This window comes from Acinetobacter sp. YH12152 (assembly GCF_013418285.1).
Classification (GTDB): Bacteria; Pseudomonadota; Gammaproteobacteria; order Pseudomonadales; family Moraxellaceae; genus Acinetobacter; species Acinetobacter amyesii.
Window position 1 is genome coordinate 18,016 of record NZ_VPCH01000029.1, and the last position, 13,332, is coordinate 31,347.

The following is a 13,332-nucleotide window of genomic DNA, read 5'->3' on the forward strand; positions in this document are numbered from 1 at the left end:
ATTAATCCGGCTTTTTTTATATTTAAAATTTTGGCATTTAAAAAATGGAAGCTGATGTTGATAGATATTTTTCGTGATTCTGAATCGATGTTGGATGAGCTATATAACGAGTTAAGTCATTCAGCATTTATTGGTGGCGTGCAGCGACTTGATTTAGTCTATGAATGTTGTGAATTATCCATGGAGCATGGTGAAGCCATTTTACAACTTTTAGAATCACGCCAAGATATATCTGCACTCGCATTATTTCGAATTCAATTTGAAGCTGTGGTGAGGGCATATTGGTTACTAATGGTTGCCTCTAATATAGAAATTCAGAAATTTGAAATTCAACGAGAAGAAGAGTTGCTTCAGAATGTGAAAATTCCTACCGTAGCTGAAATGATTACAAAGTTAGAAAATGTTGTAGAAATTAAGCATATTGTTGAAATGTTTAAAGAGTTTAAGTTCTATTCGTTAAAGCATTTGCATTCGATTGTGCATACTGGTCGAAACTCATTAATTCAGCGAAAAGCTGGGTTGGCGGATGCTCAGCGCATAATAATAGTGAAGCAAGTCAATGGATTTATCATAATGGCAGCTCAAATTTTGCTAAGGCATGCCGCTAAAGAAAAATATATTCATCATATCCATGAAAAATTTAGAGGCTGTTTTCAAATGCAAGACGATATTACAGCAGAAAAAAAAGCCGAAATTGATCGTAAATATAATAAAGCCCTCAAGTGAGGGCTTTATTTAGATATTAATTAATGTAGGAACCATGTGTAGTAGCCCCATAACATGAGTGGCCAAGCGAGGAAGGGGCTAAAAAGCCATTTCCAGAACCAATGGTGTGGTGTAAAACCCACACCATGCACAAAACCACCTGAAATACCTATCATGATGAACATCAGCGCTCGATGGCTATATCCACCATTGTCATCCAGCATGGCAGCAGGATGTACAAGTAACACGGCTGCCAAAGGAAAAGCTAACAGGCAGGAAATGACCATTGCAAATTTATTTGGCTTCTTTTCTACAAGTGATTTTTCTACAGCAGCATCAGTCATTTGTTATTCCTCATCTAGATCTTGATGATGTTCGATGTAAAGCGCACTAAGTACACCTGCAAAACATGCCATCAAAATACCGAGAATCCAAGCAAAATACCACATCGTCTTTTCTCCTTAGACACAGCCTTAGTATAGGCTGTGTGAATTCTCTTCAATATGTTTGTTAGTGACTACACCCCACATCTTGTAGTAACACCAAGTTGTGTAGCACAGGATAAGTGGGACAAAAATACATGCTGCAACTGTCATCACAGTTAGGGTATTTTTACTTGATACCGCATCCCACATAGTCAAACTTACAGTTGGGTTGATGCTCGATGGCATAAGGAAAGGGAACAATGCAAAACCAGCAGTTAAGATTGCACCAATGACTGCCAAGCTTGAACCAAGGAAGCTGAAACCTGCTTTACCTTTACCTGCGGCAAGGATGATGATCAGCGCACCTAAAATAGCCATGATTGGCGCAATCATAGTAATTGGATAAGTACTGTAATTGTTCATCCAACCTGGGTTGGCATTGGTGATCACTTCTTTAGCTAATGGGTTTGCAACGCCATTAGTGTCAAACGGTTGAGCTAATGTGTAGCCTTGGATATTACCGAAGTATAACCATGCGCCTGCCAGTAAGAAGCAAACTAAGAATACGATACCCATAAGCTGAGTTGCTTTTGCAGAGCGTGCGCGTAGATCGCCGTCTGTACGAAGCATGAGCCATGCACCACCGTGAGCGCAAAGCATAGATAAACTCACGATACCGCAAACTAAAGCGAATGGGTTAAGCAGTGCAAAGAAGCTCCCTGTATAAGTCGAGCGAACAGTTTCGTCCATAGTGAATGGAACACCAAGGAACATATTACCAAACGCAACACCAAATACGAGGGCAGGAACGGCACCACCAATTGCTAAACCCCAGTCCCAAGAATTACGCCACTTGGTATTTTCAAGTTTAGAACGGTAGTCAAAACCGACTGGACGTAAGAAGAGAGCGAAGAGTACCAGTAACAGCGCCCAATACATGCCTGAGAATGCAGTTGCATATACCATTGGCCATGCTGCAAACAGTGCACCACCGGCAGTAATAAACCATACTTGGTTACCGTCCCAGTGTGGGGCAATCGTATTGATTGCCGCACGACGTTCTTCGTCTTTTTTACCTACGAATGGCATGATCGCCATTGAGCCCATATCGAAGCCATCGGTGAGGGCGAAGCCGATCAGTAGGACACCGACTAAAACCCACCAAATGATTTTGAGTAATTCATATTCGATCATGCTTGAGCCTCCTCATTTGCCTTTTTTGCAGCTTCAAGTTTCTCGAAGTGGTATTTACCAGTATGTAGAGAACTTGGGCCAAGGCGTGAGAATTTAATCATTAAGTACATTTCAATGATCAGCAGTACAGTGTAGAACGCTGCCAATGCAAGGATAGAACCCCATACATCACCTGTACTTAAGCTAGAAGCTGAAAGATGTGTAGGTAGAACTTCACCGATAGTCCAAGGTTGACGACCAACTTCGGCAACATACCAACCTGTTTGTGCTGCAATCCAAGGTAATGGCAGGGCAAATAAAGCAAACTTTAATAACCAAGGTTTGTTTTCTGCATTACGTTTACCGACAGCAAAGGTAGCAAGTACGAACAGAAGGAGCATTAAGAAACCAGAAGCAACCATTGCACGGAATGCCCAGAACAAGCTTGGAACATGTGGAATAGTGTCTTTTGCAGCAGCTTTGATTTGATCATCAGAAGCATCGACCACTTTGTCTGTGTATTTTTTCAGAAGCAGACCATAACCCAAGTCTTTTTGAGACTCAGCAAATGCTGCTTTAAGTTCAGGAGACGTATCGCCTGCACGAAGTTGTTCTAACTGTGAGTAAGCCACCATACCGTTACGAATACGCGCTTCGTGTTGTACGATCAGGTCTTTAATACCTATCACTTCTTTGTCAGTTGAACGTGTTGCAATAATCCCCATGACATAAGGAATTTTGATCGCGTAGTCAGTAGACATGGTTTCTTTATTTGGAATACCAAACAAAGTGAATGGCGCTGGAGCTGGGTGAGTGTCCCATTCAGCTTCAATTGCAGCAAGTTTAGTTTTTTGTACATCACCAATTTCATAACCAGATTCATCACCTAGTAAGATCACTGAAAGTGTAGAAGCTAAACCAAAGATAGCAGCGATAGCGAATGAACGACGCGCAAATGGCAAGTCACGCTTTTTCAATAAGTAGTAACTTGAAATTGCCAGTACGAAAATAGCACCAGTCACATAACCTGCAGATACGGTATGTACGAATTTAACCTGAGCCACAGGGTTGAAAATCAATGCACCGAAGTCCACCATTTCCATACGCATGGTTTCATAGTTAAAAGCAGAACCAACAGGGTTTTGCATCCAACCATTGGCCACTAAAATCCATAGTGCAGACATGTTCGAGCCAAGCGCAACTAACCAAGTGACAGCCAAATGCTGAACTTTGGATAGGCGATCCCAGCCGAAGAAGAATAAACCAATAAATGTTGATTCAAGGAAGAATGCCATCAGACCTTCAATGGCTAATGGTGCACCGAAAATATCACCGACATAGTGCGAGTAATACGCCCAGTTAGTACCGAACTGAAACTCCATGGTCAAACCAGTAGTAACACCTAATGCGAAGTTAATACCGAAGAGTTTTCCCCAGAATTTAGTCATGTCTTTATAAATTTCTTTGCCAGAAATCACATAGGTGGTTTCCATAATGGCAAGAATAAAAGCCAGACCTAAAGTCAGCGGAACAAAAATAAAGTGATACATCGCGGTCATTGCAAATTGGAACCGCGAAAGATCGACCACGCTTTCAGAAATCATCAACGTGTCTCCTTGATTTGGGAAGGACTGCCAGCAATATGCTCGGCAACTTGATTGTCAAAGTTTTTAGGGATGGTAGGGGCGTCGAACCAGATGTTCTTAATGATCATTAAAATAATCACTTTAATTATTAGTATTGCGGTTATTTCTCTGACCACACGACGATTTAAATCTTTGAATTTTAAGCTCATGGAGATAAGCCTATTCTTTAAACTTGTACTATATTATTAACAAATATACACAAAAAGCAAATAGGTTGAACAGTTAAAATAAAAATATATTATTAAAGTGTTTTAATACAATAACTTAATCGTTTTAATGATTTAAAAATAAACTAATTCTGTTATTTAAATACCTGACTAAAATACTTATATTTAAACTTTTTAAACCCGACTAAATTGCTTATGTATCTAATTTAAATTCTGACTAATTTACTATATTTACTAAAAGTTATATTGTTAATAATGAGAATCTTTATTGAATGAATAAGATTTGTATTTATTATTTTTAAGTTTAGCTAAATAAATCCGTTGTTGATGTGGTGCTAGTAAACGATCGTTATACGGATGATATTGAATAGGCGTGTCTAGTTTTTTTAATTGTTTTTATAAACCACTGATAAATGATGAAATTAGCTTATTTTAGTTCTGAGACATTTTATTTGAGTAAAAAAAAGACATACCGGAGTATGTCTTTTGGGGGAGATATTGCAGCTTAGAAGTCGTAACGTAGACCAAGAGAAAGTGCAGTTGCATTTTCATCACCGATACCTGAGATACCGTTACCGAAGCTACGACCTTCTTTCCAAGGATTAAGTTTTGAATTTTTGTCGTTAATTACAGTTGCTAAGTTGCCGTATACCCGTAGGGTGCTGTCCAATTTGTGTTCGACACCTACACCAACTAAGCTTGCATTTGCGTCATCTGCATCTACATCACGGTAGAAATATTCACCGCGTACAGAAGTTTTAGGTGTTACTTTGTATTCGCCAGCTACACCAAAGACTTGAGCATCTGGGTTTGCCGTATCATTATCGTGTTTTGCAATTTGATATAACGCACCTAAGTTAAATGCTTCGGTGAGTTTGTATGCACCTGCAATACGGAAGGCATCGCGGCCTGCACTGCCAGCAGCATTTGCAGCATTTTCGTCATATTTTTCATATGCCGCAGCAAAGTCGATCGGACCTTCTTTGTAGGTTAAAGCTAAGTCATAAGCTTTGTTGTCGTCTTTGCCCTCTTTTACACCTTCTGCAGGAGGAGTGGTGGTAGCATCAACACGTCCGATATTGGTGCCTGAGTGCATAGATATTGCAGCGAGGACGTTAAAGCCGCCACCAAATTTTGGTGATTTATATTCGATGGTGTTTTCGTTACGTTCATCAAATTTTAAGTTGCCTACGCGAGTTACGTTACGTACGTCACCGACCATATCACCGAAGAAGTTAACTGGACCACGTGCAACTTTGAATGGGCTATCGAAGCGACCTACACGTGCTTGACCATAAGTACCGCTTTTTAAGCCAACAAATGTATCACGTGTTGAAAAATCTACGCCTTTGCTGTCTTGGCTACCGCTTGCAAAGTTTACTTCTTGCTCAATTTGAGCGAATACGTTGAGGTCATCATTAATTTTTTGATCTACTTTGAAGCCTAAGCGTGAAGCGTTAGAAGAAAGACCAACTTCGTTGTAATCTTTACCATCATCTAGATAGTCAAGAGAGACATGTGCACGGCCATAAATTTTTACATCTGCAGCAGATGCCATCATTGGTGTAAGAATTGTTGCCCCGATTGCTAATGCACATAGAGTTTTTTTCATTTGAAGCTCCAGAAGACTTTTCCAGTCATATCAATATGTTTTATCAGTAGCTTGGCTAGAAGTAATTTCGCTATCTAATGGCGCTAAGTATTCATTACAAATAAGACAGTTCTATTAAGGAAATATTTCAAAACGGTGAAAGGTGACTTTTGGTTTAAATTACTTTTATACTTATAAAAAGCAATATTTATTAAATGCTTAGAGTTGTATTGAACAGTAAATTTTGCAGCTAAAAGTTCTTGGGATAATATTCGAGACATAAAAAATGGAGCCGAAGCTCCATTGATCATCACTTTAAACTCAATTGAACTTAAAGTGCTGCTTTGATTTTTTCGCCAATGGCTTTGATTTTTTCCATATCGCCCATTTGTGCGGCATGTTTACCTAATTCATGCACTGAAGTCGGTATTAGGTGGAAATGTACATGCGGAACAGTTTGACCCGCAGCAGCGCCAGACAACTGCATCAATACGATACCTTTCACGTCTAAGGCTTTTTCCATTGCTTTCGCAACTTTTTGAGCAACCTGAATAGTATAAGCAGCCGCTTCTGGATCTAAATCAAGCAGTGTAATAGCAGGGGTTTTAGGAATTACGAGCGTATGACCTTCGGCCTGTGGCATGACATCCATAAAAGCGAGTACTTGATCATCTTCATAGACTTTAAACGCAGGAAGTTCTCCACGTAAAATCCGAGCAAAAATATTTTGATCATCATAAGTCATTGCTAAATTCCTTGAGCGAATTGAATCGTAATTATTTACAGTTCAATTCTTTCTGACGATCTTTGATCGCGTCAAGTCGTTGTTGCTCTTTTTCTGAAAATTTAGGCTTAGTTGTGTAGCAATTGTCATTGCCAAACTTCGCTTTAGCGTCAGGATCTTTAAAGCAGAAACCTTTCGATGCATAAATCACATCATGGTCATTTTTCAACTTTTGGCATTCTTGCTCAGATGCTAAAACAGCAGTAGAAGCCCCGATTAAAGTTACAGCACCTAGCAAAGTTGCGAGGGTAAATTTGTTCATGCGAGTTTCCTCTGTCATTTGTAACAATGTGTGTTATGACACTAGAGTACAATATGATGGTTATTTATCGTTATTCAATGGCGAGTTATTACTCAATTGTAATTTTACTCCATTTTTCATACATAATCATAGCGCTTGAAAAATCACTGTTTTCTTCAGCTTGATCGCTTGCTGCTTGGATTAAATTTTGCGTCAAAGAGAGCACCGGTGCTGAAAGTTTTGCTTGTCGCACCAGATCAACAGCAATTCCCGTATCTTTTGCAAGTAATGGAAGTGCAAAGGTTAATGGGAAGCTACGATTCAGTACGCGCTGCGGTAAAACTGTTTCAGTCACATTACTTTTACCGCTCGACGCATTAATACAATCGAGTGCTTCATGTAAGTCCACGCCATGCGCTTTTAAGGTGGTGAATCCTTCAGCAACTGCACAAAGATTTACAGCCATTAACATGTTGTTTACAGCTTTGACGGCAAAACCCGCACCCGGTTCACCTACATGTTTAATCAGTTTGCCAAATGTTTGGATCGCAGGTAATGCACGTTCAAAGGCTACTTTGTCACCACCAATCATGACGGTTAATGTTCCCGTTTCAGCGCCAATGGTTTGTCCACTCACAGGGGCATCTAAGAATGCAACATTTTGCTGCTTTAAGGCAGCAGCGAGTTTTTTTGCAGATTCGGGTACACCGCTGGTACAGTCGACCCAAATCGAGCCTGATTTCAGCGTTACACTCGCAATTAAATTTTCAACATCTTGGCTGATGGGTAGGCAAGAAAAAATAATGTCCGCTTGTACTGCTTGCTCTATAGCAACCGCTTGCGTACCAAATTCAGCAGCATGTTGTTCTGCCTTGGTAAAGTTTCGATTCCAGACATAAACCGTGTCGAACTGTTTTGGTAGGTGTGCTGCCATACGGTAACCCATTGCGCCCAATCCAATAAATGCAACTGACTGAATCATCTTTACTTTACCCTCTAAATTTTTATTTCAATAAACTGGATCTTTGTGTAAGCCACTGGGTCAAAGTTGGCCAAAATTGATTGGCACTTTTTTGACTCGACATCAGGCCGAGGTGACCACCGGGAATGAGAGTAAACGTGACATCTTGACTACTTGTCAATTCGCCTAAAGGACTTGCTGCATCTGCCGTAACAATTTGATCGGTAGAACCCGCGCCAATCAACAATGAACAGTGGATATTTTTTAATTGAATAACTTTATCTTTCAATTGAATAATGCCGTTTTTAAGCGGATTTTGTAGCCAAACATTGAACACCATGTCTTGGTTAATGCCACCCGGATAGTCAATCATGTGATTGAGAAAATCGCCCATGGTTGCATGTTCATACAGGTCATGCAGATTATCTAAGTTAGATAAAAATTGCTTTTGGCTTTTGAACCAACCAATTGGATCGACGATTTTAAATCCAATCGCATTAAGCACGCCCGGTGTATGGATAAAATGTTTAGGAATTTTCCCAGTGTAAACAGTATCTTGTAAATTCTTACTACGTGAAAGCAAGCGATTGGTTTTTTGAAATAACTTTCCGATACGACCTGAGGCATAGCTATCAATTGGTGCGCCCATCACCATGAGATTTTTAACATGTTCAGGTTGATGTAATGCGGTATACAGCGTGACAAAGACTCCAGCCATGCTCCAACCGTGTAGCGAGATGTATTGACTATCTGCATGCTCACAAATTTGATCAATACAATGTGGAATCACATCATCAATAAACGATAGAAAATTTAAGAAACGATCTTGATAGTTTAATTTTCCCCATTCCAGCAAATAGACATCAAAGCCACTGTGTTGAAAATGTTTAACCAATGAGCGATATGGATACAAATCATAAATCGCCATATTGATGGCCAGTGGAGCAACAAACACTAAGGGTTCTTTATATTTACGATCAGGCGAAGCGTAATACCGAACTTTTGCATGTTTATATTCAGTAATTACTTCATAGGGTGTCGATTGAGAAAGGACCAGCGATTTTGCATTAAACACACGTGTAGACAAGTGTTTAATTTTCTTTTGCTGCGCCAGAAATTTCTGTTTGAAAGGATGCATAACTGTCAATTGCCTAAGTCCTTGTAGGATTGGTCGAAGTCTAAGCGATAATTTCGTATTTTACCTTGACCTTAAATAGCTTAGACGCTCAAAATATTGGCAATTCTTCACAAAGGCAGTTCTTCGCGACTGAGTAATACAGATGAGCCAACAAGACGACATCGAATACCAATTAGAGACTTTAGCGATTCGTACAGGTCATACTCGTACTTTTGAGGGTGAACATAGCGAGCCAATTTTCCTGACTTCATCATTTGTTTGTGAAAGTGCAGCAGATGCCGCAGCAAAATTTTCAGGTCAAATTGAAGGCAATACCTATTCACGTTATACCAACCCAACTGTACAAGCTTTCGAAAAACGTTTAGCTGTTTTGGATGGTGCTGAAGCCGCGGTTGCGACAAGTTCAGGTATGGCGGGCGTACACGCGATCACTTTGGCGTATTTGAAAGCTGGCGATCATGTGGTGTGTTCACGTGCTGTCTTTGGTTCGATCATTTCTCTGTTTGAAAAATATGTCATCAAATTTGGTGTTGACGTTACTTTTGTTGATTTGGAAGATTTAGATGCTTGGAAACAAGCGATTCGTCCAACTACACGCCTATTGTTTATTGAAACACCGTCAAACCCATTAGCTCAAGTAGGTGATTTACAAGCCATTGCTGATATTGCACATGCGCATGGGGCATTATTTGCAGTCGATAATACCTTCTGTACACCAGTGTTACAGCAACCGATTAAATTTGGTGCGGACCTCGTGATCTATTCATCAACAAAATATATTGATGGTCAAGGTCGTGCGCTCGGTGGTGCTGTTGTAGGTAGTGCAAAATTGATGGAAGAGATTACAGGTGTTATTCGTACACTGGGTAACTCGATGAGCCCATTCAATGCATGGATCTTCCTGAAAGGCCTAGAAACTTTAAGCTTACGTATGAAAGCCCACTGTGCAAGTGCTCAAACTTTAGCTGAATGGTTAGATGCACACCCGAAAGTTGAAAAAGTGTACTATGCGGGACTTCCAAATCATGAAGGTCATGAGTTGGCGAAAAAGCAACAAAAAGGCTTTGGCGGAGTTGTATCGTTTGTTGCGAAAGGCGAACGTGAAGGCGCTTGGACAGTGATTGATAATACCAAGTTCCTTTCTATTACAAGTAACTTGGGTGATGTAAAATCAACAATTACTCATCCTGCAACGACTTCTCATGGCAGAATGTCAGCAGAAGCGAAAAAAGCAGCAGGGATTAGCGAAGGTTTAATTCGTGTATCTGTTGGTTTAGAAGATATTAATGATATTATTCGCGATCTTTCACGCGGTTTAGATCTTATCTAAAGTGAATTCATCAGTTTTGTTCGGAGATTTTTATGAACATTAATATGCTCATGCAGCAAGCTCAACGCATGCAAAAAGAAGTTGAGAGCAACATTAAAAAAGCCAAGGAAGAGCTTGCACAAGTTGAAGTTCACGCTGAAGCAGGTGGTGGTCTGGTTAAAGTTACTATGACTGCACGTCATGTAGTGAAACGTATCGAAATCAATCCTGAACTACTTCAAGATGATGCAGATATGATTGAAGACTTAATTGCAGCGGCAATGAATGATGCTTCACGTCAAGCTGAAGTGATTTCAGAAGAAAAACTGAAATCTGCAAACTCTGGTATGGGTCTTCCACCAGGTCTTTCAGGTTTATTCTAAGGAATACGTTGAATGTTTAGTGATCGTTTTGATCAACTTGTACAGGCATTGCGTATTTTGCCAAGCGTTGGGCCAAAGTCGGCTCAACGTATGGCACTGCACTTAATCATGAAAAATAGGGAAGGCGCTGTTGGTTTGGCATATGCATTGACTGAAGCAACCAACTATATTCATGAATGTTCCATTTGCCATTCATTGACTGAAGATGAAGTATGCAATATTTGCATCTCTTCAGAGCGTGATGATCAACTGCTTTGCGTGGTTGAATCTCCAGCAGATGTCATGGCAATCGAGCAAAGTGGCAGTTTTAGAGGGAAATATCATGTATTGGGTGGACATTTGTCACCACTCGATGGTATTGGCCCCGACGAAATTGGTATTCCATATTTAATTCAACGACTAAGTGATGGTAAAGTGCAGGAAGTGATCTTGGCGACCAATGCAACGGTTGAAGGTCAAGCGACAGCACATTATTTGGTTGAAGCGACCAAGCATTTACCAATACAAATGACCCGTATTGCACAGGGTGTACCACAGGGTGGTGAGCTTGAATATGTGGATAGCCATACCTTAAGTCAGGCCGTGCATAACCGAATGCGAATGAAATAACTATAGAGCGAAACTCGTTTCGCTTTGTATAAAATTCATCTAATTATTTATACTTAATAACGATTAAAGTTTTTGTTTATAATGAATAAAAAAGCCAAATAAAAGAAATAAGTCACTAAAATAACGTTTTTCCTTATAGATAAATAATATATATCAGTTAATATAAGCTCATAGAGCATCTAAAATTAGACTCAGCAACTTATGTATCAATTCATTCAAAATCAGCCAGATTTAAATTGCGTTTTAAATCTTATGGACCAAAGCTCGATTTACGGACTCGACACCGAGTTTATAAAAGTAGATACCCTGTGGCCCAAACTTGGACTTTTCCAAATTAATGTACAAAATCAGGTGTATTTACTTGATGGTACAACCCTCGATTTAAGCCAATTCTGGCAAAAATTATTTGCGGCTCAGCAAAACATTTTTCATGCTTGTAGTGAAGATATCGACCTGATTTATCACTATGCACAGCATAAGTCTTTAGAAAATGTCTTTGATACACAAGTTGGGATGTCATTTTTAGGGCATGGCTTACAAGTCAGCTATCAAAATGCCTTAAAAACTATGCTCGATGTCGATATTGATAAAGATCAGACACGTTCAGATTGGTTGGCTCGTCCACTCAGTGCCGAGCAATTGAACTATGCAGCGAATGATGTACATTATTTAATGAATTTAAGCCATACGATTCAGAATGAATTGGCTGCGAAAAGTTTATTAAATTGTGTGCTTGAGGACTGCAAAAATTTAACTTATGAAATTGGCACTGAAACGCCGATCCATATGCTGTATCACGATATTGGTAATTATCGACATTCACGTCGTCAGCTCATGCAAATTCAGCAATTGGCCGTTTGGCGTGAGCAAATGGTGAAAGCCTTAAATCAGCCACGTAGCTTTATTCTTAAAAACTCAACCATCATTGATATGGTAGAAAAAAATCCAAAAAATAATTTTCAATTGAGTGCAGTGAAAGACATTCGTCCGAACATTGTGCGTGAGCATGGTAAAATTTTTTTAGATTTGTTGAAGTTTTTACCTGAGCAAGCTGAATGGCCGCTGCGTATGGCACGTCCAATTCGTCATTCGTCTCAGGATATTGGTTCGCGCGTCGATACCGTTATTCAGCGTGCAGTACAAGAAACCTCTGTGCCTAAAGAAGTTTTAATGCGCAAAAAATGGTTAAATGCCTTGTATCAGCATGTGGTATTTCATAATGATGAACAGGATTTACCGAGCTATTTGTTGGGCTGGCGCTATGATTTGCTGACGAAGCCTTTAATTGAAGTGCTGCATGCCGATGAAAGTTATCTTTCTGGTCAAATGAAAGTGTTGGAATAAGTTCTGATTGATTAAAGAACTATCACTTATACAAATTCACGACTGATGCGTTAATAAACACTAATGTATCAGTCTTTTTTTTGATGTATCCTTTGCCTTGCGTTTAATGAGTATTGATTCAATTATGTACTGTTCTATCTACAAATCGAGCAAAAAAGATGAAATGTATCTTTATATTGCTCGTCCTGAAGTTAATGAAAACGAAACTGAAGTGACAGATCCACTTGCAGTAATGCCTGATGCTTTACGTACAGCATTTGGTCGTGCCACATTTGTCATGGATCTAGAACTCAGTGAATCACGCAAACTTGCACGTGTGAACGTATTACACGTCATAGATTCTATTGAAACAAAAGGATTCTTTATTCAGATGCCTCCAGAAGGTTTAATTGACCCAAATGCAGTTGAGCCAGAAGGCTTGCGCGGCGCTTAAGTTAATTCAGGAGTTGTGAAAATGAATGGTGTAGTATCGGTATTGGACTCAATTCCTGAAAGCAGTATTGCAATTACGGTTTACTTAGGTGGGGCTGTAATTGCTTTGTTGTGTTGGTATGGGCTGATGAAGCGCTTACCCAAAACGATCGGTGCCATTGGTTGGCTTATCGTATTTGCTATTTTATTAACACCAACCGTTTCTGAAGGTTCAAATGCAGCAATCGCACCTGCGATTTTTGGTTTGATTTTTGGTGTATTAACAAAAGATCAGCCATTGGTTTGGTTGAATCTATCGCTGATTCTCTTTGTGGTGGGTATTGGTTTAGTCCTCGGCTATTTTTGGACAAAATACAATGCAGCGAAACCACAGCACGTTGTAAACAAGAAAATTTCACCGCTTTAAATAAAAAAATAAGGTTAT

17 protein-coding genes are annotated in these 13,332 nt (G+C 39.6%); 7 read left to right on the plus strand and 10 right to left on the minus strand.

Going from position 1 to position 13,332, the window contains the following annotated elements; translation table 11 throughout:
- The first annotated feature begins 54 nt into the window (after positions 1 to 54).
- Positions 55 to 726: a hypothetical protein gene (locus FTU83_RS10530; RefSeq protein WP_257222583.1), complete on the plus strand. Its 672-nt coding sequence runs from the start codon at positions 55 to 57 to the stop codon at positions 724 to 726.
- A 20-nt stretch (positions 727 to 746) separates the two neighbouring features.
- On the opposite strand, the gene FTU83_RS10535 is transcribed toward FTU83_RS10530, so the two are convergent.
- From FTU83_RS10535 to FTU83_RS10580, 10 genes are all read right to left on the minus strand, one after another.
- Positions 747 to 1,049 (minus strand): cyd operon YbgE family protein, encoded by a 303-nt coding sequence (locus tag FTU83_RS10535; protein WP_078188516.1) that lies wholly within the window; start codon positions 1,047 to 1,049, stop codon positions 747 to 749.
- Between the two features lie 3 nt (positions 1,050 to 1,052).
- Positions 1,053 to 1,154 carry a cytochrome bd-I oxidase subunit CydX gene (cydX, locus tag FTU83_RS10540; protein WP_002120988.1) on the minus strand — a complete coding sequence of 34 codons (102 nt, stop codon included), beginning with the start codon at positions 1,152 to 1,154 and terminating at the stop codon, positions 1,053 to 1,055.
- Between the two features lie 24 nt (positions 1,155 to 1,178).
- Positions 1,179 to 2,324: a cytochrome d ubiquinol oxidase subunit II gene (cydB, locus tag FTU83_RS10545; RefSeq protein ID WP_168378622.1), complete on the minus strand. Its 1,146-nt coding sequence runs from the start codon at positions 2,322 to 2,324 to the stop codon at positions 1,179 to 1,181.
- A complete protein-coding gene (locus tag FTU83_RS10550) occupies positions 2,321 to 3,907 on the minus strand; it encodes a cytochrome ubiquinol oxidase subunit I (RefSeq protein ID WP_180022131.1) in 1,587 nt (528 codons plus the stop codon). The genes cydB and FTU83_RS10550 overlap by 4 nt, the downstream gene beginning before the upstream one ends.
- A complete protein-coding gene (gene cydP / locus FTU83_RS10555) occupies positions 3,907 to 4,098 on the minus strand; it encodes a cytochrome oxidase putative small subunit CydP (RefSeq protein ID WP_078188513.1) in 192 nt (63 codons plus the stop codon). The genes FTU83_RS10550 and cydP overlap by 1 nt, the downstream gene beginning before the upstream one ends.
- 523 nt (positions 4,099 to 4,621) lie before the next feature.
- A complete protein-coding gene (locus tag FTU83_RS10560) occupies positions 4,622 to 5,728 on the minus strand; it encodes a porin (RefSeq protein WP_180106464.1) in 1,107 nt (368 codons plus the stop codon).
- Positions 5,729 to 6,038: 310 nt separating this feature from the next.
- The gene (locus tag FTU83_RS10565; RefSeq protein ID WP_078188511.1) at positions 6,039 to 6,452 is read right to left on the minus strand and encodes an HIT family protein; all 414 of its coding nucleotides are present in this window, start codon (positions 6,450 to 6,452) and stop codon (positions 6,039 to 6,041) included.
- Positions 6,453 to 6,483: 31 nt separating this feature from the next.
- The gene (locus FTU83_RS10570; protein WP_078188510.1) at positions 6,484 to 6,753 is read right to left on the minus strand and encodes a YARHG domain-containing protein; all 270 of its coding nucleotides are present in this window, start codon (positions 6,751 to 6,753) and stop codon (positions 6,484 to 6,486) included.
- A gap of 88 nt (positions 6,754 to 6,841) precedes the next feature.
- Complete coding sequence (locus tag FTU83_RS10575) at positions 6,842 to 7,714, minus strand: NAD(P)-dependent oxidoreductase (protein ID WP_180106462.1); 873 nt, start codon at positions 7,712 to 7,714, stop codon at positions 6,842 to 6,844.
- 22 nt (positions 7,715 to 7,736) lie between these two features.
- Positions 7,737 to 8,831: an alpha/beta fold hydrolase gene (locus FTU83_RS10580; RefSeq protein ID WP_180106460.1), complete on the minus strand. Its 1,095-nt coding sequence runs from the start codon at positions 8,829 to 8,831 to the stop codon at positions 7,737 to 7,739.
- 142 nt (positions 8,832 to 8,973) lie between these two features.
- Here FTU83_RS10580 and FTU83_RS10585 point away from each other — a divergent pair, with 142 nt between their 5' ends.
- The 6 genes from FTU83_RS10585 (at position 8,974) to FTU83_RS10610 (ending at position 13,314) form a co-directional block, all read left to right on the plus strand.
- Entirely contained in the window at positions 8,974 to 10,161 is a 1,188-nt protein-coding gene (locus FTU83_RS10585) for an O-succinylhomoserine sulfhydrylase (protein ID WP_180040989.1), read from the plus strand.
- A gap of 32 nt (positions 10,162 to 10,193) precedes the next feature.
- A complete protein-coding gene (locus tag FTU83_RS10590) occupies positions 10,194 to 10,523 on the plus strand; it encodes a YbaB/EbfC family nucleoid-associated protein (protein ID WP_078188506.1) in 330 nt (109 codons plus the stop codon).
- A 12-nt stretch (positions 10,524 to 10,535) separates the two neighbouring features.
- The gene (recR, locus tag FTU83_RS10595) at positions 10,536 to 11,132 is read left to right on the plus strand and encodes a recombination mediator RecR (RefSeq protein ID WP_168379667.1); all 597 of its coding nucleotides are present in this window, start codon (positions 10,536 to 10,538) and stop codon (positions 11,130 to 11,132) included.
- Between the two features lie 201 nt (positions 11,133 to 11,333).
- Complete coding sequence (locus FTU83_RS10600) at positions 11,334 to 12,476, plus strand: HRDC domain-containing protein (RefSeq protein ID WP_180106458.1); 1,143 nt, start codon at positions 11,334 to 11,336, stop codon at positions 12,474 to 12,476.
- Positions 12,477 to 12,600: 124 nt separating this feature from the next.
- On the plus strand, positions 12,601 to 12,909 hold the full coding sequence (locus FTU83_RS10605) for a YcgL domain-containing protein (RefSeq protein ID WP_078194000.1): 309 nt from the start codon (positions 12,601 to 12,603) through the stop codon (positions 12,907 to 12,909).
- 21 nt (positions 12,910 to 12,930) lie between these two features.
- Positions 12,931 to 13,314 (plus strand): hypothetical protein, encoded by a 384-nt coding sequence (locus tag FTU83_RS10610; RefSeq protein ID WP_078193907.1) that lies wholly within the window; start codon positions 12,931 to 12,933, stop codon positions 13,312 to 13,314.
- Positions 13,315 to 13,332 lie beyond the last annotated feature (18 nt).